This is a genomic window from Acinetobacter guillouiae CIP 63.46, assembly GCF_000368145.1.
Classification (GTDB): Bacteria; Pseudomonadota; Gammaproteobacteria; order Pseudomonadales; family Moraxellaceae; genus Acinetobacter; species Acinetobacter guillouiae.
Genome location: NZ_KB849284.1, coordinates 101,210 through 124,287, shown reverse-complemented (window position 1 = coordinate 124,287; position 23,078 = coordinate 101,210). Strand labels below are relative to the sequence as shown.

21 protein-coding genes are annotated in these 23,078 nt (G+C 36.4%); 13 read left to right on the top strand and 8 right to left on the bottom strand.

Annotated features, from left to right (window positions below; all coding sequences use genetic code 11):
• The first annotated feature begins 59 nt into the window (after positions 1-59).
• The 5 genes from F981_RS16550 (at position 60) to F981_RS23960 (ending at position 5,225) form a co-directional block, all read left to right on the top strand.
• A complete protein-coding gene (locus F981_RS16550; protein ID WP_004723529.1) occupies positions 60-1,199 on the top strand; it encodes a fatty acid desaturase family protein in 1,140 nt (379 codons plus the stop codon).
• 365 nt (positions 1,200-1,564) lie between these two features.
• Complete coding sequence (gene rph, locus F981_RS16545; protein WP_004723527.1) at positions 1,565-2,281, top strand: ribonuclease PH; 717 nt, start codon at positions 1,565-1,567, stop codon at positions 2,279-2,281.
• Between the two features lie 219 nt (positions 2,282-2,500).
• Positions 2,501-2,629 (top strand): hypothetical protein, encoded by a 129-nt coding sequence (locus F981_RS24340; protein WP_004723525.1) that lies wholly within the window; start codon positions 2,501-2,503, stop codon positions 2,627-2,629.
• Between the two features lie 20 nt (positions 2,630-2,649).
• Positions 2,650-4,830 (top strand): phosphocholine-specific phospholipase C, encoded by a 2,181-nt coding sequence (locus tag F981_RS16540; protein ID WP_004723524.1) that lies wholly within the window; start codon positions 2,650-2,652, stop codon positions 4,828-4,830.
• 230 nt (positions 4,831-5,060) lie between these two features.
• Positions 5,061-5,225: an ABZJ_00068 family colistin stress protein gene (locus F981_RS23960; RefSeq protein ID WP_004723523.1), complete on the top strand. Its 165-nt coding sequence runs from the start codon at positions 5,061-5,063 to the stop codon at positions 5,223-5,225.
• A 14-nt stretch (positions 5,226-5,239) separates the two neighbouring features.
• Here the strand turns inward: F981_RS23960 and F981_RS16535 are convergent, their stop codons facing one another.
• From F981_RS16535 to nadC, 3 genes are all read right to left on the bottom strand, one after another.
• Positions 5,240-7,117, bottom strand: a complete 1,878-nt coding sequence (locus F981_RS16535) for an LTA synthase family protein (protein WP_004723522.1) — start codon at positions 7,115-7,117, stop codon at positions 5,240-5,242.
• Positions 7,118-7,288: 171 nt separating this feature from the next.
• On the bottom strand, positions 7,289-8,452 hold the full coding sequence (locus tag F981_RS16530) for a tetratricopeptide repeat protein (RefSeq protein WP_004723521.1): 1,164 nt from the start codon (positions 8,450-8,452) through the stop codon (positions 7,289-7,291).
• A 150-nt stretch (positions 8,453-8,602) separates the two neighbouring features.
• On the bottom strand, positions 8,603-9,448 hold the full coding sequence (nadC, locus tag F981_RS16525; protein WP_004723520.1) for a carboxylating nicotinate-nucleotide diphosphorylase: 846 nt from the start codon (positions 9,446-9,448) through the stop codon (positions 8,603-8,605).
• Positions 9,449-9,923: 475 nt separating this feature from the next.
• On the opposite strand from nadC, the gene ampD reads away from it, so the two are divergent.
• On the top strand, positions 9,924-10,496 hold the full coding sequence (gene ampD, locus F981_RS16520; protein ID WP_004723519.1) for a 1,6-anhydro-N-acetylmuramyl-L-alanine amidase AmpD: 573 nt from the start codon (positions 9,924-9,926) through the stop codon (positions 10,494-10,496).
• Positions 10,497-10,584: 88 nt separating this feature from the next.
• Positions 10,585-12,135, top strand: coding sequence for a murein biosynthesis integral membrane protein MurJ (murJ, locus tag F981_RS16515; protein ID WP_171066951.1), 1,551 nt, complete (start codon positions 10,585-10,587; stop codon positions 12,133-12,135).
• A gap of 264 nt (positions 12,136-12,399) precedes the next feature.
• On the opposite strand, the gene F981_RS16510 is transcribed toward murJ, so the two are convergent.
• The 5 genes from F981_RS16510 to F981_RS16490 form a co-directional block, all read right to left on the bottom strand.
• The gene (locus F981_RS16510; RefSeq protein WP_004723517.1) at positions 12,400-13,089 is read right to left on the bottom strand and encodes a BamJ family beta-barrel-assembly machinery protein; all 690 of its coding nucleotides are present in this window, start codon (positions 13,087-13,089) and stop codon (positions 12,400-12,402) included.
• 46 nt (positions 13,090-13,135) lie between these two features.
• On the bottom strand, positions 13,136-13,843 hold the full coding sequence (locus F981_RS16505) for a BamJ family beta-barrel-assembly machinery protein (RefSeq protein WP_004723516.1): 708 nt from the start codon (positions 13,841-13,843) through the stop codon (positions 13,136-13,138).
• A 190-nt stretch (positions 13,844-14,033) separates the two neighbouring features.
• Entirely contained in the window at positions 14,034-16,229 is a 2,196-nt protein-coding gene (locus tag F981_RS16500) for a polysaccharide biosynthesis tyrosine autokinase (protein ID WP_004723515.1), read from the bottom strand.
• A 22-nt stretch (positions 16,230-16,251) separates the two neighbouring features.
• Positions 16,252-16,680: a low molecular weight protein-tyrosine-phosphatase gene (locus tag F981_RS16495; protein ID WP_004723514.1), complete on the bottom strand. Its 429-nt coding sequence runs from the start codon at positions 16,678-16,680 to the stop codon at positions 16,252-16,254.
• A 4-nt stretch (positions 16,681-16,684) separates the two neighbouring features.
• Entirely contained in the window at positions 16,685-17,785 is a 1,101-nt protein-coding gene (locus F981_RS16490; RefSeq protein ID WP_004723513.1) for a polysaccharide biosynthesis/export family protein, read from the bottom strand.
• Between the two features lie 399 nt (positions 17,786-18,184).
• On the opposite strand from F981_RS16490, the gene rfbB reads away from it, so the two are divergent.
• Genes rfbB through F981_RS16460 form a run of 6 tightly spaced genes read left to right on the top strand, consistent with a single transcriptional unit; the run spans position 18,185 to position 23,077 of the window.
• The gene (gene rfbB, locus F981_RS16485) at positions 18,185-19,243 is read left to right on the top strand and encodes a dTDP-glucose 4,6-dehydratase (RefSeq protein ID WP_004723512.1); all 1,059 of its coding nucleotides are present in this window, start codon (positions 18,185-18,187) and stop codon (positions 19,241-19,243) included.
• Positions 19,243-20,115, top strand: coding sequence for a glucose-1-phosphate thymidylyltransferase RfbA (gene rfbA, locus F981_RS16480; RefSeq protein WP_004723511.1), 873 nt, complete (start codon positions 19,243-19,245; stop codon positions 20,113-20,115). Before rfbB ends, rfbA begins: the two co-directional genes overlap by 1 nt.
• Positions 20,116-20,117: 2 nt before the next feature.
• The gene (locus F981_RS16475) at positions 20,118-20,525 is read left to right on the top strand and encodes a sugar 3,4-ketoisomerase (RefSeq protein ID WP_004723510.1); all 408 of its coding nucleotides are present in this window, start codon (positions 20,118-20,120) and stop codon (positions 20,523-20,525) included.
• Entirely contained in the window at positions 20,525-21,589 is a 1,065-nt protein-coding gene (locus tag F981_RS16470) for an ATP-grasp domain-containing protein (RefSeq protein WP_004723509.1), read from the top strand. Before F981_RS16475 ends, F981_RS16470 begins: the two co-directional genes overlap by 1 nt.
• The gene (locus F981_RS16465) at positions 21,586-22,485 is read left to right on the top strand and encodes an NAD-dependent epimerase/dehydratase family protein (protein WP_004723508.1); all 900 of its coding nucleotides are present in this window, start codon (positions 21,586-21,588) and stop codon (positions 22,483-22,485) included. The genes F981_RS16470 and F981_RS16465 overlap by 4 nt, the downstream gene beginning before the upstream one ends.
• Positions 22,469-23,077 carry an HAD family hydrolase gene (locus F981_RS16460; RefSeq protein WP_004723507.1) on the top strand — a complete coding sequence of 203 codons (609 nt, stop codon included), beginning with the start codon at positions 22,469-22,471 and terminating at the stop codon, positions 23,075-23,077. Before F981_RS16465 ends, F981_RS16460 begins: the two co-directional genes overlap by 17 nt.
• Position 23,078: the final 1 nt, after the last annotated feature.

The window sequence follows — 23,078 nt, the reverse complement described above, 5'->3', positions numbered from 1 at the left end:
GAAGTTGTACCCAAAATTCAGCTAAGGCTTCTAAAAATGAAGTGCTGAGGAGCAAGACAATGAATATGTCAGTTACTTTTCCAAACAGTAAATCGAAACATTTAAACCCAGAACAAACCGCAGAGTTTGGTCGCCGTGTTGATGAAATCCGTCGTGAAATCATGGACAGTTTAGGTGAACAAGATGCCAAGTATATTTATAAAATCCGTAATTTTGTCCGTTATAGTGAAATTGCTTCACGTGCTATGTTGATGTTTGGCGGATGGATTCCACCTGTTTGGGTGGTGGGTACGGGATTGCTGGGAATTTCCAAAATCGTAGAAAATATGGAGCTGGGTCATAATGTTATGCATGGTCAATTCGATTGGTTAAATGACCCAAGTTTGAATGGTGCAAACTACGACTGGGATACCATGGCAACAGGTGATGATTGGAAATACACACATAATTATGTGCATCACACCTATACTAATATTGTGGGTAAAGATCATGATGTGGGTTATGGTTTACTCCGTGTTAGTGAATCACAAAAATGGGAACCGCGCTTTTTGTTTAATATCCCTTTAGCGATTCAATTGATGGTGTTTTTTGAATGGTATGTTGGCTTACAAAATCTACATTTGGAAGATGCGCTGATCTATAAAACAAAAACTTGGAAACAGGTCTGGGCAGATGCGGCAAAATTTCGTAAAAAAGCCCGCCGTCAAATTCTAAAAGATTATGTGTTTTTTCCTGTGATTGCAGGCCCCAATGCTTTGCCAGTGTTAGCTGGGAATGCCATTGCCAATGTGATCCGCAGTTTGTGGTCTTCAGCGGTAATCTTTAATGGTCATTTCACTGAAGATGCAGAGACTTTTGAAGCAGATAATGTGGAAAATGAAACCCGTGCTGAATGGTATTTACGTCAGATTCGTGGTTCTAGTAATTTTACTGGAACAGACTGGTTGCATATTTTGAGTGGGAATTTAAGTCATCAGATTGAACATCATTTGTTCCCTGATATGCCAGCCAATCGTTATTCAGAAGCTGCTCCAAAAATTAGAGCTTTATGTGCAGAATATGGCATCAATTATAATGAAGCAGATTTCCTGAAACAATTTGGCAGTGTATGGGTGCGTTTAGCCAAATGCTCTTTGCCAAATAGTCTGACAGCAACCATTACTCAGTCTTTACAAAAGTTGAAGGGTATTTTTGCTTAAACAAAGTTTTTGCGATGTGTAAGCATTGGTGTTGCTAAGGTGTTTATCTCGCTTCATTCAACTGGTGCAATAGCTGTTGAAAATAGATCCTCAATTGTTGTTAGAAGAACCTTATTGAGTTAAATAAGGTTCTTCTATTGCTTTTAATGCGATGTTTTAGATTCAGTGATTTTTAATTTTTTTGCTAAATTTCGAAAATTTTAAAACGTGGTTTGTATATCTATCTTTTTGTATAGACGTTTATTTAAGTCACCACATATAGATTTAGCGAGCAATTTCAAAAACCACCATCTTGTAACAAAACCATCTCTCTTGGATCTGTTATAATAAGTCGCAATATTTTTTGAATCCCATAAGGACAAGCTATGCGTATCGACCAACGTGCATTAGATCAATTACGTGAAGTTAAAATTACCCGTAACTACACCCGTTATGCGGAAGGTTCAGTATTGGTTGAATTTGGTCATACAAAAGTGCTGTGTACTGCAAGTATTGACAATTCAGTGCCACGTTTCTTAAAGGGTCAGGGCCAAGGTTGGGTGACTGCGGAATACGGTATGTTGCCACGTTCTACCCATACACGTAGCGACCGTGAAGCTGCTCGCGGTAAGCAATCTGGTCGTACTCAAGAAATTCAACGTTTGATTGGTCGTAGCTTACGTGCAATGGTGGATTTGAAAAAATTGGGTGAAAACACTATTACCATCGACTGCGATGTGATTCAGGCAGATGGTGGTACACGTACTGCTGCAATTACGGGTGCTGCGGTTGCATTAATTGATGCTATGAATGTACTTCTTGAGAAAAAGAAAATTAAGCATGATCCATTAAAAGGGCTTGTTGCTGCGATTTCTGTCGGCATGTATCAAGATGAAGTATTGCTTGATCTTTGCTATGAAGAAGATTCTAACTGTCAAACTGACTTGAATGTGGTGATGACTCAAGCAGGTGAGTTTATTGAAATTCAAGGGACTGCAGAAGAAAAACCATTTACACGCGCTCAATCCAATGCAATGCTTGAAATGGCTGAAAAAGGTATTCAGGAATTGGTAAAAAAACAACAAGAAGCGCTTGGTTGGTAATTCGAAAATATTGATTTATTTTTATAAACAAAACGCATCTTCGGATGCGTTTTTTATTGCATAAAATGATTTTAACCTAATTCGGTTATTTATAAATTAAAACAAATATTTGATATTCATAATTTTTTAAAAAGTATTCATCAAACTGCCATAAAAACTTCACTCTAGCGTCATAGCAGTTGTATTGACTATCCCTACCTTTATTTCATGGATAGGACAATGCAAAATTTTTTGCTGATTTTAGTGACCAGTCTGAGTGTCTTACTCAGTGCTTGTAATGATGATAATGAAAGCTCAACGACGAATCCACAGCCACCCGCTGCGTGTAAAGTACATTGCGCACCATAATAAAAAATAAGGAAATAGAGATGAACCGTCGTGATTTTTTAGTCAATTCAACAAAAACAATATTTGGTACAGCCGCTTTAGCCAGCTTTCCAGCCAGCATCCAAAAAGCTTTAGCCATTGACGCCAAAGTCGAAACAGGCACGATTAAAGATGTAAAACATGTCATCATTTTGACGCAAGAAAATCGCTCGTTTGATAATTATTTTGGAACGTTAAAAGGAGTTCGTGGGTTTGGTGATCGTTTTACCATTCCGCTATCCGACAACCGTAAGATTTGGGAACAATACGATAAAGATAAGAATAAAATCTTTCCCTATCATTTAGACAGTACTCGCGGTAATGCACAACGTGTTAGCGGTACGCCACACTCATGGACAGATGGGCAATTTGCTTGGAACCATGGCCGTATGGGCAATTGGGTACAATATAAACAACCCCAATCTATGGGATATTACAAACAAAAAGAAGTTGAATTTCAGTTCTCACTTGCCAACGCCTTTACCCTGTGTGATGCATATCATTGTGCAATGCATACAGGAACCAATTCGAATCGTATGTTCTTATGGACAGGTTCAAACGGTCCTAAAGCTGCGGGTGTTGCCAGTGTTGTAAATGACTTGGACAGTATTGGTGCATCAAGCACAGGCTATGATTGGACAACCTATCCTGAGCGCCTACAACAAGCGGGTGTGACGTGGAAAGTTTATCAAAATATGCCCGATAACTTTACCGACAATCCTTTGGCTGGCTTTAAACAATATCGCCGTGCCAATGAATTATCCGGTAAACCTGTAAACAATGACAGCACGTGTCCTGCTTATGATCCCGCCATTGATGCAACACAACCATTGTATAAAGGGATTGCCAATACGATGCCTGATGGTGGATTCCTTACTTCATTTAAAGATGATATTGCCAAAGGTCAATTACCTCAAGTCAGTTGGATGGTTGCACCTGCGGCCTATAGTGAGCATCCAGGACCATCAAGCCCTGTACAAGGTGCTTGGTACATTCAGGAAGTTTTAAACGCTTTAACGGAAAACCCTGCGATTTGGAGTCAAACGGTTTTATTGGTCAACTTTGATGAAAATGATGGCTTTTTTGATCACATTCCATCACCAAGCGCACCTTCAAAAGATGCTTCAGGTGTGATGCAAGGTAAAACCACCTTGAGTGAAGAACAAATCTCATATGAATACGCTACGCACCCCAAAGCTTCAGCAGGACAACCTAACTTTACTGATCCTAAAGTCAGCAATGGTGTGGGGGTCTATGGTCCAGGAATACGCGTACCTATGTATGTGATTTCTCCGTGGAGTCGTGGTGGTTGGGTAAATTCACAGGTTTTTGATCATTCGTCTGTTATTCGTTTCTTAGAGCAACGTTTTGGCGTGCAAGAACCGAATATTAGTCCATATCGCCGTGCTGTATGTGGTGATTTAACCACAGCTTTTGACTTTAAAAATCCAAATACCACCGCTATTTCGGACTTAATGGGTAAAAAAACCAAAAATGATGCAGATGCGATTCGTAATGCACAAGCGCTATTGCCACCGGTTTCCCGTCCTTTAAGTCAGGTCTATCCTGTTCAAGAGTTAGGAACACGCCTCTCTCGGGCATTGCCTTATATTTTACATAGTAGTGCGAAAGTTGATGTGGCAACAAAAACGGTGAAGTTAATGTTCTCTAATACCGGAACACACGCCGCAGTTTTCCATGTTTATGACAAATTGAATTTAGACGCGATTCCTCGTCGTTATATGGTTGAAGCAGGTAAGCAATTGGATGATGTATGGAAAGCTTCAAATGGACTATATGATTTATGGGTATTGGGTCCAAATGGTTTCCATCGTGGCTTTGCAGGAGATTTAGTCAAGTCTGCACAAATAGAGGCATTGCCAGAAGTGCGTGTATGTGTTGAAGAGTGTGATCCTAAACTCTATTTAAAAGTTCGTAATGATGCTGCGAAAACAGCAAAATTGACCGTGAAAGCCAATGCTTATCTACCCAATAAGACATGGAATATCGAAACGGCTTCTACAGAAAAGGAGTTGAATTGGAATATGTCTGATTTCGGTGGTTGGTATGATTTTACTGTAACAATAGAGGGTGATAGCACCTTTAAACGCCGTTTTGCTGGGCGTATTGAAACGGGTAAAGATTCATTTTCTGACCCTTATATGGGATTTATAGAATCTTAATTTTAAATAGCTGAATTTTTATAATTTAAATAAGGTGCGAATTGCACCTTATTTTTAGTTGATAGAAGGCCACATAATTTGCGCAAACTTACATGATTAAGATTCCAATCATCTATTTACGTCAATAGATACATAAATCAGCTGAAATCCCTTGTTTCGTATACAGACTCTACAAATCTTTTCATCAACCGATATTTAGAATATTTCAAACTTTAGCAAATGGCAGGCTTATGAAAATACTCATTGTTCTATTCGCAGTGATTACCTTTGTATTGATGGCTGGAGATCCACGCCGTGAAGATTTCGAAAGCAAAGAATTTGACGCAAAAAATAATGAACCACAACAACATGCTGAACAGCAGCATGATCAAGAAGACTCTGGAGAACCTTCTTGATCATTTGGATAGGACTAGCTTTCAGCTTTTGATTTTAACATCTGATAAGTGAAATTCTTACCATTTAGCACATCCATATTCATGTCTTTATACTGTTGTAGAATCTCTGTTTGATCAAATTCACAAGATTTTTGCGTTTGCGTGCCTGTCTGATGCACGGTCGTATAACAAGCGCTCACTTTATTCACAAAAGCATAGTAAGGTGAAAGGGGAATATGCGCTGCTTCTAATACTTTGGGTGCTAAGAAATGTGCCGCCACAAAAGGCCCTTTAAATTGCTTTTGATCAATGGGGAAATTTGCCCAAACTGCAAGTGGTGTTTCAAAGAAGCGCACATCTTTTTTCTCAGCTTTTTCTTGCGCTGATTTAAAGAAGCCATACTCATCGTAAACGCTTTGTAAGTTGGGTAAATGGTCACCAAAGAAAATCACAATTGTTGGGCGATCAAGCTGTTTGACATGCTCAATCAGGGTTTTAAATTTATCGTCAGCACGTTGCATACCCGTTAAATAAGTATTCAGTGCACGTTTACTGTTCTCACTCACACCATCTTTGGTGATTTTAAAATGATCTTTACCAAAGCGATCATCACTGTACATTGGATGATTTTCAACACTGATCGCATAGATAAATTGAGGTTTATCCGTATTTTTAAGCTGATTTTCAATACTGTTATAAATTAAATCATCAGTAGCCCAACCCGCAGCATTAATATATTTAGCACGGTCAGCCATGTTGATCATATTTTCAATTGAAGTAAAACGGTTAAAACCTAGATTTTGATAAACTGCGCTACGGTTATAAAAATATTTGCCGTTGTTATGCATTGCAGTTGTTTCATAACCCAATGTATTTAAATACATCGGTAATGAATAAGTTGGACGTTTTAATTTTGAGACATAAGCCAGTTCATTATGATTTAAATAGGTATTTAGACTGGTTAACACTTCAAACTCAACGTTAGCAGTTCCTCCACCAAAACTTGGAGACAATAAGCTAGAAATCTGATTTTTACTAATCGTTGGGGTGATGTTAGGTGGAATGCTTTTGTCTAATTTTCTGGCATCCCAATGCGACTCGCTCATCACAAAAACGATATTTGGCAATTGTTTTTGTTGTGACGGATCATCTGATGCTAGATTCGATGTAGGTTCTTCATCATGTTCAACCGCCATCGGTTGATAAAAAGTAGCAACTTTTTCTTCAGGGATGACTTGTGTTTGGAAAATTTTATTATTTAAGCCATCAACCGTTTTGGAAAAAAAGAAGGTCGAAAAACCTAAATATTTAATGGTTAAATGATCACCGATCCAGTCACCACGGGTATTGGGTAGATATTTTGCATATTGGCAAATTGAGTTTTTTGCCGCGTTGGCACAAGCTTCACTAAAATTATTTTTAAAATTCGCAGTGATAAAGAAGCCAAGGATAGCAAAAGATAAAATGCTGTTTGTCAGGAGGAGAGGCTTTGTCCCTAATTTCTCTTTTTTATACAGAAATACAAATAGTCCAATAAACACTGCAATTGCTACAAAGACCGCAATTTTGAGCATGACTGGAGAGGCGATAAAGGTTTCTTTAAATAATAAAAAATCACTAGGAACCAAACTTGCAGAAAGATATTGCTCTTTCTTGATATTGATAAAGCTCAGTAAAAAAATAATAAATTGACTGAGTAAAATGGTCGCAAAGGTTTTTCTTAAGATTAAATAAAATAAACTAATAAAGGCGTAGTTTAAGAGAATTGAAAAGCCATATTTATACAGACGTGGTTTTAGATAGATGTCACGTAATTGAAAGAAACGCGTGATATCTTCTTGGTATAAGAAAAAAGCAAATACAGATAAAAAAGCGACAAGTAAAAACAAAACTTGTTGTTTCAAAGTCTTCATTGGCCTAATTACAGGAATGTATTGGAAGCCAAAGATTATAGGCTTATTCAGACGGCTTTTCTATGTAAAAACTGCTTGTTTTGTAAGCAAAATTAAAACTAATCAATAAAAAATAGCAAACTAAAGCATCAAACTTGCCCAAAGAATGTAGATATCCTTTGGGCAATTTTTTTACTGGCTTACACGTTGTATCGCTTCATCATAAGTCGCGCTTGGTTTGTATTGATTGGCCAATTGGTAATGTTGCTTAGCTTGGGCATAATCTTGGTTATTTTCATAGATTTTACCCATATTATAGTGAGAATAAGCTTTGGTATTGTTATTGGTCGCCAAAGCAATGGCTTTTTGATTTGCCCATAAAGCTTCTGAGGAACGATTGAGCTTTTGATAAGCAACAGCAAGATTACTATAGGTTTGGCCAACATTTGGATTGTAGTCGATAGACTGTTGATAGAGCATTGCAGCTTGTTCAATCTGGTTGTTTTGATAGGCTTTATCCGCACTTAAATTAAGTGTCTTGGCTCGTTTTTGCGCATCTGCTGAGACAGGAACGATATTTACCCGAGTTGTTTGATTTTGATAATTTGATACTGTTGAACCCACTTGGCTTGTGTTAACCGTGGTTCCTGAAATACGATTGATGTCTTGAATTTCACCTTCAGGACTAATGCGAAATACAGTCCATAAATTACCCGTTTGACCAGTTGGAATATAATAAGAACGAATCAGTGATTCCCCTGCATAGACCATGACTTTGGCTTGGCTATTGGATAAGTTGGCCGTAGTTGGTTGAGTGCGATCAGAATAGTCATGTACTGAATACACATAATATTGACCCTCTAAACGTTTATCGATAGTGACGGTTTCAGGACCATAAGAGTCGGTGTCATCCACATCCAGATTTGCAGCCAAACCTTGTTTACTGTCCCAATATACATGTTGATTTTTATAACTTAAGTGTGAATCGAGATCTAAAGGGTTTTGCCCCCAATTCAGTACAATTCGCATACTGTTGAGATCTTTGAGTACAGGACTTAAGGCGTAGGTCATGCCATCACATGGACATTTTGCAACCAGTGTTGAATAACCTGATTTTTTGATAATCAGTAAATTATCTGAACTGTCTATAGTATTACTATTGACTGTGGCTCGGCCGCTTGTATTGGTAGAACTTGAGGCAGAGCGCTCACCATTTTTTTGCAAAATTACTTCAGCATTGGCAATATTTTGATCTTTGACTGTTGCACTTAACACATGCACATTGACGGTGTCTGCATGGCTCAGGATCGGAATAATGGATGCGAATAGTGATGAATATAAAATATGTTTTTTCATTGTTTATCTCTTTTGTTGGTACACATAATTTGATTGTTATTTAGAAGATCTTTTGCATAAAATTAGCTGATTATTTATTGACTCATCGTTATATTTTGTAATAAAAAAGCAGTATATAGATACTGCTTTATGGCTCATATGATTGAGTGATTAGTCATTAAAACGCATAGATAAATCAATCGCTTTAACATCTTTAGTCAATACACCCATCGAAATATAGTCAACACCTGTTTGTGCAACTTGACTTAAATTCTCAAGAGTTATATTTCCAGAAGCTTCTAATTTACAACGCCCTGCTACATGTTTAACCGCATCAATCATTTGTTGTTGGCTAAAATTATCTAGCATGACGATATCGGCTTTGGCTTCAAGTGCTTGATTCAGTTCATCCCATGTTTCAACTTCGACTTCAATAGGCTTACCTGGTGCGATTTGATGCGCTTTGGCAATTGCTTGAGCAATACCACCGGCAGCCATGATGTGATTCTCTTTAATTAAGAACGCATCGAATAAACCAAGGCGGTGGTTTTGACCGCCACCTACAGCAACTGCGTATTTTTGTGCAATCCGTAAACCCGGCAAAGTTTTACGCGTATCTAATAATTTGGTTGGAGTACCTTCTAGATATTTTACATATTCAGCCGTTTTGGTTGCGACTGCAGACAGGGTTTGCACAAAGTTTAATGCAGGACGCTCAACAGTCAGCAAACTACGCGCAGAACCTGCCAATTTATAAATGGTTTCATTGGCTTTGACCCAGTCACCATCATTTTTAAGCCAAGTAATCTGTACAGTTGGATCATACGCTTTGATCAGCGCATCGACCCAAGGTTGTCCCGCCAAGACCATATCTTCACGCGAAATGATCGTGGCCGTCGCTTGCTCATCTTCTGGTGTGAGTAGGGCAGTAATATCAGCATCGCCAATATCTTCTTGGAGTGCTTGTTGAATATTAATTTGAATAGATTGTTCAAGCAAAGATTCAGGTATGCTCATGGATATCCCTATTTTAGTCACCCTTAAAAACTGAGCGATATATTAGCACTGTCATTGCAAGTTTGAAGAAGTTTTTATTTTATACAGATAAGGATCTGTTAACATTTCATAAATAGTTTGCGTTGTCGGTCCAAATTAAGCACGAGACGTATACATCGTAAAACATGAATGAGAATAGTGAGACTATTTTTAAGTTTCATAATACAGACTGAAATAATTTTAGTCATAATCTGAACAAGAACAAAGCATTACTTTATTCGCAGTGAAAGTCGAAGCTGAGGACTAGAGTATTTTTTGGTGCTACATCGTTACGAACTACTCATTTAGAATGACTAAATTTCGTATCTCGTGCCTTGTATCACCTAAAAAATACTCGTCGTCGCAAACATAGACGAATTGTCAACAGCCCCGAGACTACACTAAAATATTGAAAATCAGCTTTATTGAAAATAGAAAAATTCTGTAGGAATAAGATATGCAATCTGCACCACAGTTTCAGGTCGTGAATGGTCAATTGATTGGCGCAAGACAAGTCCCATCTCCTAACTATAATCAACGCCCTGAAAATACAGAGATTCAGCTGATTGTGATTCACAATATTAGTTTGCCACCTTCACAGTTTGGTGGAGGTTATATTGAACAGTTTTTTCAAAATCAACTGGATTGGTCAGTCCATCCTTATTTTCAAACCATTGAGGGTATGCAGGTTTCTGCACATTTGCTGATTTTAAGAACTGGTGAAATTATCCAGTTTGTTAATTTTAATGATCGGGCTTGGCATGCAGGACGTTCAGCTTATCTGGGTAAAGTTGAGTGTAATGACTATTCAATTGGGATTGAACTTGAAGGAAGTGATGATAGCGATTTTGAAGCGATCCAATATCAACAACTGGTTGATGTGGTAGCCGCTTTGCAACGCGCTTATCCAAAAACTGATCATCATTTAACAGGACATTCTGATATTGCATCAGGACGAAAAACTGATCCTGGACCACATTTTCAATGGCAGCAGTTTAGAGAAAGTTTGAATCAGAAAAAATTAAGATAGAACAAGTGAAGTAAATAAGCGTCTGTTTATGATTTAACAACGCAATTTTAAGAATATTTAATTACAATAGCGACTTTATTTTAACTAGGTGAATACGATGGCGCTGTGGCGATCCACCTTTATAGTCAGTGCAATGACCATGTTGTCACGAGTCTTGGGCTTAGTCCGAGATATGGTTTTGCTCAATGTATTTGGGGCAGGTAAGGATTTTGACACCTTTGTGGTTGCTTTTCGTATTCCCAATTTTTTCAGGCGTTTATTTGCAGAAGGGGCTTTTTCGCAAGCCTTTATCCCGGTACTCACCGAATATAAAACTACAAAACTGCATGCGGAAGTACAGATTCTGATTAGTCGTGTGTTTGGCTGTTTGTTAATGGTGATGTCACTGTTAACTTTGATCAGTATGATCATTGCGCCTGTGATCTTGTATGTCTATGCACCTGGTTTTCATAATGATCCTGCAAAATTTGATCTGGCTGTAGATATGTTTCGTTTAACGATTCCCTATCTTATGTTTATGTCGTTGACTGCATTTGCCAGCAGTATTTTGAATAGTTATGGATCTTTTGCTTCGCCAGCGTTTTCGCCTGTCTTACTCAACGTGGCAATGATTGCTGGTGCTTGGTGGTTAGCCCCGCATATGGCTCAACCGATCATGGCTTTAGGATGGGCTGTGGTTGCGGCAGGGGTTTTACAACTTGCCATTCAAATCCCTGAATTATGGAATAAAAAATTACTGATTCCACCTAAAGTTGATTTTAAACATGAGGGTGTAGATCGAATTTTAAAACTGATGTTGCCCGCTTTATTTGGTGTATCAGTCACTCAGATTAACTTATTACTAAATACAATTTGGGCGTCATTCATGCAAGATGGTTCGGTGTCATGGTTATATAGTGCCGAGCGGATGACCGAGTTACCACTTGGATTGATTGGTGTTGCGATTGGTACCGTGATTCTTCCGTCTCTTTCCGTGAGTAAAGCAGAACAAGATCAGGCCAAGTTCCGTAGAATGTTGGATTGGGCTGCACGCGTGATTGTCTTGGTGGGTGTGCCAGCCAGCATTGCTTTGTTCATGTTATCTACGCCGATCATTCAAGCGCTTTTCCAGCATGGTGCTTTTGATGCACGTGATACGCAAATGACCGCTATGGCACTGCAATGTATGAGTGGCGGTGTACTGGCATTTATGTTGATTAAAGTTTTTGCACCAGGTTTTTATGCCATTCAGGACACCAAAACACCTGTACGTGTTGGCTTAATGGCGGTTGCAGCCAATGCGATTTTAAACATTATCTTTATTGGTATTTTTAAATTGATTGATTGGCAAGCTGAGCATATGGCCTTAGCCATTGCTTCTTCAGGCTCAGCTTTGGTCAATGCAGGGATGTTATATTTTTATTTACATAAGAAAAATATTTTCCGTTTTGGTGCGCACTGGAAAAAATTATTCGTTCAATTTGCCATAGCCAATATCGTGATGATTGGTGCGCTATGGTTTGCTTTAAATTGGTATGATGGTGCAGCTTCGCAATGGCTTCGAATTCTTGAAGTTGTCGGATTATGTTTAGTCGGTATTGTGGCTTATGGTGTTGCTCTACTTGCAGCAGGTTTTAGACCAAGACATTTAAAGCACTAAATTAAGACCAATCAATAGAATATAAATGAGATAGCTTTTACTTTGAGCATCATTTAATCATATATTCTGTATCTAGCGCATGGTGACAAGGATGTCGTCCATAGCGTGTAGGATAGAATTTAAATTCTAAATATAAGATACAGTACTGTAAGTTTGACCAAGGAATGAATTTACGTCTATGAAATGCGATAAGATTTTTATTAGAGCATAAAAAACATCGCAATTGAGCGATGTTTTTATTTTAAAAGCTATTTCACATTTAACTTAAGGTAAAACTTTTAATAGTTCTACATCAAAGATTAATGTGCTGTTTGGGCCAATCGCATCACCCGCACCAATCTCACCATAGGCAAGTTTCGCTGGAATAAAGAAACGATATTTCGCGCCTTCTTTCATCAGTTGCAAACCTTCAGTCCAGCCTTGAATCACTTGACTAACTTGAAATTCTACCGCTTCATTTCGTGCAAAAGAACTGTCAAATACAGTACCATCAAGCAAACGACCTTCATAGTTTACAGAGACTTTAGATTTTGCTGAGGGTGATTTTCCAGTACCTTGCTGTAAAACACTATACTGCAAACCACTTGGGCGAGTAATCACACCTGTTTTCTTTGCATTTTCTACAAGAAAAGCTTCACCTTGTTTGGCATTTACATCTGCAGCTTGTTTAAACTCTAGCATTTGTTTTGCTTCGGTTTGCTGTTTATATTGTGCAAGTGCTTTTGCCATTTCTTCATCAGTTAAGCTTGCTTTCTGACCTGTAGAACCTTCTTTGATCCCTTGGATAAAGGCATTTAAATTAATTTGTTTTAAGGTATCTGCATTGGTACGGCCCATGACATAGCCATAGCTATAACCCAGTTGATCTTGTTGGGAGCTTTTATTGTTAATCGGCGCTGAGAAAGCTGCACTACTCAGCAGACTAAGACTAAGCACAATAAGTGTTTTTTTCATAATTAAAATCCAAAAAAGGAGAGTAAATCTCTCCTTTTCTTAAATGTTATTTCACTTTAACAAGTTCAACATCGAAAATTAAAGTGCTGTTTGGAGGAATCGTGCCAGGAACACCTTGTTCGCCATAAGCTAATTTTGCAGGGATATATAAGGTTGCTTTACCGCCTTCTTTCATCAGTTGTAAACCTTCAGTCCAACCTGGAATCACTTGGTTTAAAGGGAACTCAACCGGTTGACCACGATCATATGAACTGTCGAATACTTTGCCATCTAACAACTGACCTTTGTAATGTACCGTGACTTGTGAAGTAGCAGCAGGCTGTTTACCTGTACCTTCTTTGGTGATTTTATATTGCAATCCTGAAGCTGTTGTTTTAACACCTTCTTTTTTCGCATTTTCAGCTAAGAATGAGTCATTTGATGAAGCTGTTTCTTTGCTTTGTTGTAATTGCTTTTGTTGCATTTCTTTTTGGAAGTCAACATACGCAGCTTGTAATTCTTCATCTGTATAGGCACGTTGCTTTTTAGCATGACCGTCACGAATACCGCTGATAAATGTATTCACATCGACTTCAGGTGGCGTTTGGCTCGCAACTTCATAACCAAGTGCATAACTAATTTTTTCTACAGGTTTAGCATTTTTTGACATTGAGTGACTGTTTACATCAGCAGGATGTTGAGATGCATAATAAACAGGTACAAGTGCAGCACCACCTAAGATTACAGCAATTGCGATGGGTAAGGCTTTACTCATAAAAATTTCCAAATTTTAATCTTTTAAGAGGCTAATTTGATCATTAGCATAATCTGCTCAAGCATATAACTTCTTCATCATAAACGATATAGTTATCTGATGACGACAACTAAAAATATACAGTTATATTGATCAAAAAATTGGCACAAAAAAGCCAGATAGAATCTGGCTTTCTCTTCATTATTTGTTATTAATCATCTTTGGAAGCGGTGTAGGCATAAGCATAATTATAGCCATAATTACCGCCTACAGTTGCTCGGACATCATTGAGAATAATACCATTCACTTTGCTTCCCGCCTGTTCAAAGCGATTAATGGCTAATTCTAATTCTCTCATTTGTGTTTTTGCATAACGTGCAACCACAAGGTTTACACCAGCAAATTGAGAAATGATGATGCCATCAGTTACCGCCAAGATAGGCGGTGTATCGATAATAATATGATCATATTGCTGAGAAAGTTGTTCTAATAATTCGCTAAAACGATCTGAACTGAGCATTTCGGAAGCATGATTATGATTTTTACCACGCGGCAGAAAATCTAAATGGTTTACGGTATTTGAATGAACAATACATTGTTCAAGCGTGCTTTGTCCTGCTAAATATTCAGTTAAACCAGGTGAAGTGTCATGACTGAAATATTTATGTAAATAGCCTCGACGGATATCTGCATCAATCAATAAGACTTTCTTATTGCCTTGTGCAAAAATCGCGGCGAGGTTCGTTGAGATAAATGATTTACCAATTTCTGGAGCTGGTCCTGAAATCGCAATAATATTATTTTTAGCTGTGTTTAAAGCAAAGTGAATGGTAGTACGAATACTACGTAAGCTTTCAATGGCAATGTCTTCACTATTTTTAGCAGCAAGAATAGGAATCGATTTTTTCTTTTTCAGTAACTGTACTCGGCTTTCTTGAATCGGAGAGCGAGGCACAGTGGCATAGACGGGTAGATCAAGTTCATTTTCAATACGGCTAGAATCTTTAATCCCTGATGAAAGCATATTACGCAATAATGCAATAACAACACCAATAAATCCGCCCACAAAAATTGCAAGAAGTAACACAATTAATTTTTTAGGCTTTATTGGTTTAACTGGCTCTACCGCAGTATCAATGATACGAACATTACCAATTTCACCTGCTTTAACAATTTTTAATTGTTGGTAGCTGTTTAATAGTGATGTATAGAGTTCTGTATTGACTTTCACATCACGATAGAGTTGTAAATATAGGCGTTGAGTTTCAGGTAAGCGTTTAATGGCTTGATTCAGTTCAATAGACTTCTTATCAATTGCTGCGAGTTGTGCATTGATCTCTGTCATTAAAGGGTGATCAGGAGTATATTTAGCAGAGTATTCAGCTTGTTTTTGCTTTAATTCTATCCGCATTTTCTCTAATTCAATATTCTGCTTTAACATCAACTCTGATTCTTGAGTGACATCCACAGTATTGTATTGTTCACGGAATCTATTAAATTTAATTTCTGATTCTTCAAGTTGCTGTTTTAGCTCAGGTAGTTGTTGATCGAGAAAACGTAAAGTTTGTTTAGATTCTAAAGTTTTACGTTCAATATTCTGTTCATGATAAACGCTCAGAATATTATTGAGAACTTGAGTAATGTGTTGTTGATCACTTCCGCTATAACTCAGGCCAATCACACCTGTCATTTTACCTTTTTCAGCAACTAAGTAATTTTCTTGCATCAGTTTAACTGCTGAAGGAAGTGCAAGCTTAGTGAGTGTAAAATCTTGCTGAAATGGGTTTAGGCTGTTAATTTGGACTGACCATAATCCTTTATTGTCTTGAGCTTGGTTGAACTGATTTAAATTGCCTTTGAATACAACCTGATCTTGATAACTCAAACTAAACTGATTTTTATTTATAAAATTTAAAGTAAGCTTTTTATCAGAATAATATTCTGGAATATCCAACTTTAAAATCGAAAAGCTAGACTGATTTTTTTGAAAATCAACTGCTTTAGCACTATAACTGAGCTGAGTTTTTTCTTTGGAAATTAACTTATGTAAAAAAGTATCTTCATTATCTTGAATTTGAATATTTAAATTCAAATTATTAATCACTTTTCCAAGTACAAGGCGCGAATTTAAGATTTCAATTTCGGCATCAGTAGGAGACTTTTGCCCTAAGCCGCCAGCAATATCTTTGAGTTCACCCATTAAAGCAGCTGAGGCAGCACTTTTACCGTCTTCAACTTGAACCATTGCATCAGTGGAATAGACTGGAGAGGTAACGCGTAAATAAAGTAAGGCACAGATTAAGGTTAAAATGACACAAAGTACAATCACTTTCCATTGAGCGATTAAAGAGAAAAATAACTCTTTTAAGTCAATCGTATCATCATTAGTTTGTAAATTTTGATTCATAAGTTAACAACTAATTTAAAATTTATAGATGTGATTGCCAGTCATTGGCATAAACTTGGATATTTTTACATGTTTCATCAAAAAAAGCTTGATCATGTTGATATGGATCAGGCACATTTTGACCTTGCCAATGTCCTAAGCGAAATACTTTACCTTTAGCAAAGGGCCATTTTTGTTCTATATGTTGTGATTGGTTTTTGCTCATCACTAGAACAAGATCGGCTTTTTTGATCAGTTCCGCATTAATTTGTCGTGCAATATGGCTGCGCATATCAATATTGAGACTGTCCATACAAGCAATGGCTTTGTTGTCTGCTGAATGCCCAACCATAGCGGAAAGACCTGCTGACTCAATGTTTAAATTTGGATGACTTTGTTTTAAAAAGAATTCAGCCATTGGGCTTCGACAAATATTGCCAACACATACAACAAGAATATTATTAATATCCATAAAATTAGTTGTTCCCTAATAATTGGAAAGAATAAATTGCACTGGCAAAAGGTACAATTTGCCCAATAACACGTTGCCAGCGAGTTAGACCTGTTGCATCAATATAGACAATATCGTTTTTTTGCATGGCAAATTGATTCGCTAAAGCAAAGTTTCCTATACTATTTAAATTGAGTTGATAGATTGTAGATTGCTTGGTATTTAAATCAGTACGCATCACATAAATTCGTGCAGCACTGGCAGAATATGGGCTAATTCCCTCACTTTCACCAAGTACATCACTTAAGGTCATGCCTTGATCACGTAAAACAAGGGCTTGACTTTTATTTGATTCACCCATGACATAGAGCTTTTGATCTTGTTTAGAATTGACGAAAATTGTGTCGTTGGGTTGAATCAATAATTGATGTAAAGATAAACCTTGCTTTTCTAACTGAATCGTATTTAGGTTGTAGGTTTGCCCATTTCTGATCAGTTGGATATTGGTTGTATCACCTGTTTTAGTATCTACTCCACCCGCTTGGCCCAATGCTGTATAGATACTGATAGGTTGATCATTTAGATTGTATTGACCGCCCTTCATCACTTGGCCATTAACAAAGTAACGACGTCCTTCATAAGAAAGTACTCGAACAACCACATCAGGATGTTTTAGATATTTAGCAAATTGATTATGTAAAAAGCGATTGGTTTCAGCTAAAGTTTTTCCAGCAATATGTACACGGCCAACAAGTGGTAACTGTATATAACCCTCCATGTCAATTGGATAACCTACAGAGGACGTACTTTTATCTTGAATTGGTGGTGTGATTTCTGGATATGCCCAAAGTTGAATAGAGAGGACATCACCAGCACTTAGACGATAAATACTTTGCTGATGATGAAATAAAGAAACAATATTATTTGAACTGAGTTGATCAGCCTTATTTAGATTTGGAATGTTATTTTGATTGAGCTGTATAACAGAAAGTTCCGCACCTTGATCAGTTTTATAATGGCCTTGTTCTGGTAGATCGTAGGTTTGAAGTCCTGAAGTGATAGTACAACCAGAAAAAGAAATCGAAATAGCTAAAATTGTAAACAGTGATGTGTGCGGATACTTCACATTCAAAACCCTTATTTTATATTGCGTTGTTGCTTAGAATCTCATCTTGAAAACGAATTGTAAGCTAAAAAAACTAGGTTGGATATCTTATTGTAGGGAGGTAATTGTATTAAAATCGAAAAAGAAGTGTGTTGACTTGTATTTATTCAATGATTTTGTAATTTAAAAAGAATAAAGTATCTCATCAACGGTAATCGGTGATGAAAATCAAAATTATTTTGTTTTTGCTGGAAGCCGTTTAATATATGATTTTAGGCTGAGTTTGGATATAATCTTTTTAGTGTAAAAGTGGATGAAAATCATCCTTTGTAAAAAAATGATTTTGGTGTTTTGATGAAGTTGTTATTGGAACATTTTAACTATTAGATTTATTAAAAAATGATTTGCAGGATGTAGGGTATGAGAGTTTTGGTGACTGGTGGTGCAGGATTTATTGGATCAGCAGTGGTACGATATATTATAAAAAATACAAATGATGAAGTATTAAATATTGATAAGCTGACTTATGCTGGAAATCTAGAATCTTTAAAAGAAGTCGATTCAGACTCACGTTACCAATTTAAGCAAATTGACATTTGTGATACAGGAAAATTAACGCAAGCTTTTGATGAATTTAAGCCTGATGTGGTGATGCATTTAGCTGCAGAGTCACATGTAGATCGCTCAATTGATGGACCTGCTGAATTTATTACCACTAATATTTTGGGTACATATACCTTATTGGAAGTGGCTCGAAAATATTGGTTAGCGCTTAGTGATTCGCAAAAGCAACAATTTAGATTTCACCATATTTCAACCGATGAAGTGTATGGTGATTTAGAAGGTACGACAGATCTTTTTACTGAAACAACAGCTTATGCACCAAGTTCTCCTTATTCTGCAAGTAAAGCCAGTTCAGATCATTTAGTCCGAGCATGGCAAAGAACTTATGGTTTACCTACGATTGTCACCAATTGCTCCAATAATTATGGTCTTTTTCATTTTCCTGAAAAATTGATTCCTTTAGTGATTTTAAATGCTTTAGACGGTAAGCCTTTACCGATCTATGGCAAGGGTGATCAAATTCGTGATTGGTTATTTGTTGAAGATCATGCACGTGCACTCTATAAAGTTGTTACTGAAGGTGTGGTGGGTGAGACTTATAATATTGGTGGTCACAATGAAAAACAAAATATTGAAGTGGTCAAAACGATTTGTAAAATTTTGGATGAGTTAAAACCGCAGGCAAATCATCAACCATATGAAACATTGATTACCTTTGTGAAAGATCGTCCTGGGCATGACTTACGTTATGCAATTGATGCAAGAAAGATTAAGAAAGATTTGGGTTGGGTTCCTGAAGAAAGTTTTGAAACAGGCATTCGGAAAACAGTAGAGTGGTATTTAAATAATTTAGAATGGTGCCGTCGTGTACAAGACGGTAGCTATCAACGTGAACGATTAGGTGTAAGCGCATAATGACAACAAAAGGTATTATTTTAGCGGGTGGCTCAGGTACTCGTTTATATCCCATTACCAAGGGTGTATCTAAGCAGTTATTACCCATTTATGATAAGCCTATGGTTTATTATCCTTTGTCTGTACTGATGCTTGCAGGAATTCGAGAAGTACTGATTATTAGTACGCCTGAAGATATTGACGGTTTTAAGCGCTTATTAGGTGATGGTTCACAGTTCGGTGTTGAGCTGACTTATGCTGTACAACCCAGTCCAGATGGTTTGGCACAAGCTTTTATTATTGGTGAAGATTTTATTGGTGATAGTAATGTCTGTTTAGTGCTTGGTGATAATATTTTTTATGGCCAAGGCTTTACACCAATGTTACGTCAGGCTGTAGCGCGTCAAAAAGGTGCAACAGTTTTTGGCTATCAAGTCAAAGATCCTGAGCGCTTCGGCGTGGTCGCGTTTGATGATCAGAAACGTGCTGTCTCATTAGAAGAAAAGCCAAAACATCCAAAATCAAATTTTGCAGTCACTGGTTTGTACTTTTACGACAATGATGTTATTCAAATTGCCAAAAATGTAAAGCCTTCTGACCGTGGTGAGTTGGAAATTACCACAGTAAATCAAATGTATTTAGAGCGTGGTGATTTAAGCGTGGAATTGTTAGGCCGTGGTTTTGCTTGGTTAGATACAGGTACCCATGAAAGTTTACTTGAAGCAGCTCAGTTTGTGGAAACCATTGAAAAACGTCAGGGGTATAAAGTCGCATGTTTAGAAGAAATTGCACTACATAATGGCTGGTTAACTAAAGAGCAAGTTTTGGAAATTGGTCAAAGCATGAGTAAGAATGATTATGGTCAATATTTGATTTCTTTGGTGGATGAATAAGAATGAGCTTAATTGAATGGATTGAAATACCTGATTTAGGCGATCATCGTGGCTCGTTAATTGTTTTAGAGACAAATAAAAGTATCCCTTTTGATATTAAACGTCTTTATTATATTTTTAATGTAAAACCTGATGCTCCCCGTGGGTTTCATGCCCATAAAGAATTAAAACAAATAGCATTTTGTATAAAAGGTAAATGCAAAATGTTGATGGATAATGGTGTTGAAAAACAGGAAGTTTGGATTGATCAGTCTAATAAAGGATTGCTAATTCCCCCTATGGTTTGGCATGAAATGCATGATTTCTCAGATAATTGCATTATGTTGGTGTTGGCAAGTGATTATTATGATGAGAATGATTATATTCGTGATTATATGCAATTTAAACAATTAATAGAGAGAAACGTGTAATGTCAAAAATTTTGATAGCCGGAGCTGGTGGAGCACCTTCAGAAGGTGTGATTTATTCATTAAAACAAAATCCAGCGAATGAAGTTATTGGGATGGGATCAGAGCCAACGGATCTAATCTTATCTGCTGCTGAAAGAAAGTATTATATTCCTTATGCAAATACACCTGAATATAAAAAATCACTTTTAAAAATTTTAACAACTGAGAAGCCAGATTTAGTTCATTTTCAAAATGATTTGGAAATTTATTATGCATCATTAATTAGAGATGATATTCAGGCAACAGGCGTTAAAATTTTTATGCCTGAACATTCTGTGATAGATACTTGCGTACATAAATATAAATCTTATTTAGCATTTAAAAAGGCTGGTGTCGTCGTTCCTGAAAATATTAAAATTAATACAGAAGATGATTTAAAAAAAGCATTTAAAGAGCTTAGTGATTCTGAAGGTAAAATTTGGCTCAGAGATAGTGGGATCGGTGGTGGCGGAAAAGGGGCTTTACCTACTAACGACTATTCCTTAGCTAAATCATGGATCGATCATTATAATGGATGGGGTGATTTTATTGCTGCTGAGATGTTAACACCAAAAACAGTGACATGGCTCTCAATTTGGCATGAAGGTGAATTGATTGTAGCGCAAACACGTGCAAGAAAAGGCTGGACACATGGTAATAGAGCTATTTCTGGAGTAACTGGAGTAACTAAAGTTGGTGTGACGATTTCAGATGATCAAATTAATGAAATAGCGATCAATACGGTTAAAGCTGTGAGTGATAAGCCACATGGAATTTTTGGAGTAGATATGGCTTATGATAAAAATGGAATTCCAAATCCAACTGAAATCAACATATCGAGATTTTTTACTACAGTAAGATTTTTTACAGAAGCTGGAATGAATTTCCCTGAAATTTTTAAGCAATTAGCGCTTGGTGAAAAACTTATGATAAATAAAGGGGTGGTTAATCCTTTGGAAAATGGTTTGATATGGTTAAGAGGGATGGATACACAACCAAAGTTACTTAAAGAAGGGGATATTGAGCAAAGGATTATTTTTGGATGAAGATTTTATTAACAGGAGCATCTGGCTTTATTGGTAGTCATGTACTAACGGGGTTAATTGAAGCTCTTGGTAAAGAGTCTATAGTCGTTTTAACATCAAAAGAAATTCCCAGTGTGAATTGTGTGCAATATAAAACTTATAAAGAATTTGGTTTGAATACAGATTTTTTTGATGATATTACTCATATTATTCATGCTGGCGCATTTACACCAAAAGATTCAAAAAGTTCTAATGATTTAGATGCATGTTTTAGTAATATTGAATATCTAAAAGAGTTACTTTCATTTAAATTAATGAGTCTGACTAGATTTGTTAATCTGAGTACTTTAGATGTATATGCTTTTACTACAGAAGTTCTTTCAGAGGAGTCTGTAATTAAACCTATAAGTTTATATGGTTCCTCTAAATTTTATTGTGAAGAAATGGTAAAATATTTTTCTCATAAAAAGGGTGTTGATTATATTAACTTAAGAATAGGGCATGTTTATGGGCCAGGAGAAGAAAAATATAAAAAGGTTTTACCTATTTCGATCCAAAGAATATTGGAAGATAAAAATGTGGAAGTATTTGGTGATGGTAGTGAACTAAGAAGCTTGATTTTTATAAGCGATGTTGTTGACTCTATAATAAATGCAATTAAAGCACCTCTAAGTAATATTAATGTTAATGTTGTGTCAGGTGTTTCTATTTCTATTAAAGAATTGTTATCTAAACTAATTGAAATTAGTGGTAAGCCTATAGATATAGAACAAAAAGAGTCAAATCATGAAAAAAGAAATCTCGTATTTAATAATGATCTTTTATTAAATACTCTTTTAAAAAATGAGACAGATTTAATGAATGGCTTAAAAGCTGAATATGAATATATGAAAGAAAAATATGAAAATAGTATTTGATTTAGATGGAACATTGATTTGCTCAAAAAAAAGACTCTATGAACTTTTTTGTGACCTTGTTGAAACAAAGGAATTAACATTTGACTCATATTGGAAGTTAAAATTTTTAGGTAATACTAATCAAGATATTTTAAAAAATGAATTTAAATATTCTGAGGATGAGATAGAGCTTTTTGTTAACAACTGGATGAAAAATATAGAGAGAGATAAATACTTAGAGATGGATACTTTAATTAATGGAGCAGAAAGTTTTTTATGTGAAATAAGTAAAAGTAATCAACTCTATATTTGTACCGCGAGGCAGTCTCTTTCACAAGCAACTAAGCAGCTAAATAAGCTGGGAGTATTGGATTTTTTTCAAGAGGTTTTTGTAACTGAGCAAAAAAAAACAAAAAAACAATTATTAATTGATAGCGATTTAAATTTTTCCATTGAAGATTGGTTTGTTGGAGATACTGGGCATGATATTATGACAGGAAAAGATCTTGGTATGACTACTTATGCAGTCTTAAGTGGTTTTATGTCCAAAGCGAAGCTTCAACTTTACTCTCCTGATTTTATTGTAAATGATATTACTTTTTTGGATATATGAA

Coding starts and splice junctions, on each gene's coding strand:
- nadC (WP_004723520.1), bottom strand. CDS start 9,448: ATGAGCATACCTGAATCTTTGCTTGAACAATCTATTCAAATTAATATT.
- F981_RS16540 (WP_004723524.1), top strand. CDS start 2,650: ATGAACCGTCGTGATTTTTTAGTCAATTCAACAAAAACAATATTTGGT.
- F981_RS24340 (WP_004723525.1), top strand. CDS start 2,501: ATGCAAAATTTTTTGCTGATTTTAGTGACCAGTCTGAGTGTCTTACTC.
- F981_RS16500 (WP_004723515.1), bottom strand. CDS start 16,229: ATGAATCAAAATTTACAAACTAATGATGATACGATTGACTTAAAAGAG.
- F981_RS16465 (WP_004723508.1), top strand. CDS start 21,586: ATGAAGATTTTATTAACAGGAGCATCTGGCTTTATTGGTAGTCATGTA.
- F981_RS16475 (WP_004723510.1), top strand. CDS start 20,118: ATGAGCTTAATTGAATGGATTGAAATACCTGATTTAGGCGATCATCGT.
- F981_RS16505 (WP_004723516.1), bottom strand. CDS start 13,843: ATGAGTAAAGCCTTACCCATCGCAATTGCTGTAATCTTAGGTGGTGCT.
- F981_RS23960 (WP_004723523.1), top strand. CDS start 5,061: ATGAAAATACTCATTGTTCTATTCGCAGTGATTACCTTTGTATTGATG.
- F981_RS16550 (WP_004723529.1), top strand. CDS start 60: ATGAATATGTCAGTTACTTTTCCAAACAGTAAATCGAAACATTTAAAC.
- F981_RS16460 (WP_004723507.1), top strand. CDS start 22,469: ATGAAAATAGTATTTGATTTAGATGGAACATTGATTTGCTCAAAAAAA.
- F981_RS16495 (WP_004723514.1), bottom strand. CDS start 16,680: ATGGATATTAATAATATTCTTGTTGTATGTGTTGGCAATATTTGTCGA.
- ampD (WP_004723519.1), top strand. CDS start 9,924: ATGCAATCTGCACCACAGTTTCAGGTCGTGAATGGTCAATTGATTGGC.
- rph (WP_004723527.1), top strand. CDS start 1,565: ATGCGTATCGACCAACGTGCATTAGATCAATTACGTGAAGTTAAAATT.
- F981_RS16470 (WP_004723509.1), top strand. CDS start 20,525: ATGTCAAAAATTTTGATAGCCGGAGCTGGTGGAGCACCTTCAGAAGGT.
- F981_RS16510 (WP_004723517.1), bottom strand. CDS start 13,089: ATGAAAAAAACACTTATTGTGCTTAGTCTTAGTCTGCTGAGTAGTGCA.
- rfbA (WP_004723511.1), top strand. CDS start 19,243: ATGACAACAAAAGGTATTATTTTAGCGGGTGGCTCAGGTACTCGTTTA.
- rfbB (WP_004723512.1), top strand. CDS start 18,185: ATGAGAGTTTTGGTGACTGGTGGTGCAGGATTTATTGGATCAGCAGTG.
- F981_RS16535 (WP_004723522.1), bottom strand. CDS start 7,117: ATGAAGACTTTGAAACAACAAGTTTTGTTTTTACTTGTCGCTTTTTTA.
- F981_RS16530 (WP_004723521.1), bottom strand. CDS start 8,452: ATGAAAAAACATATTTTATATTCATCACTATTCGCATCCATTATTCCG.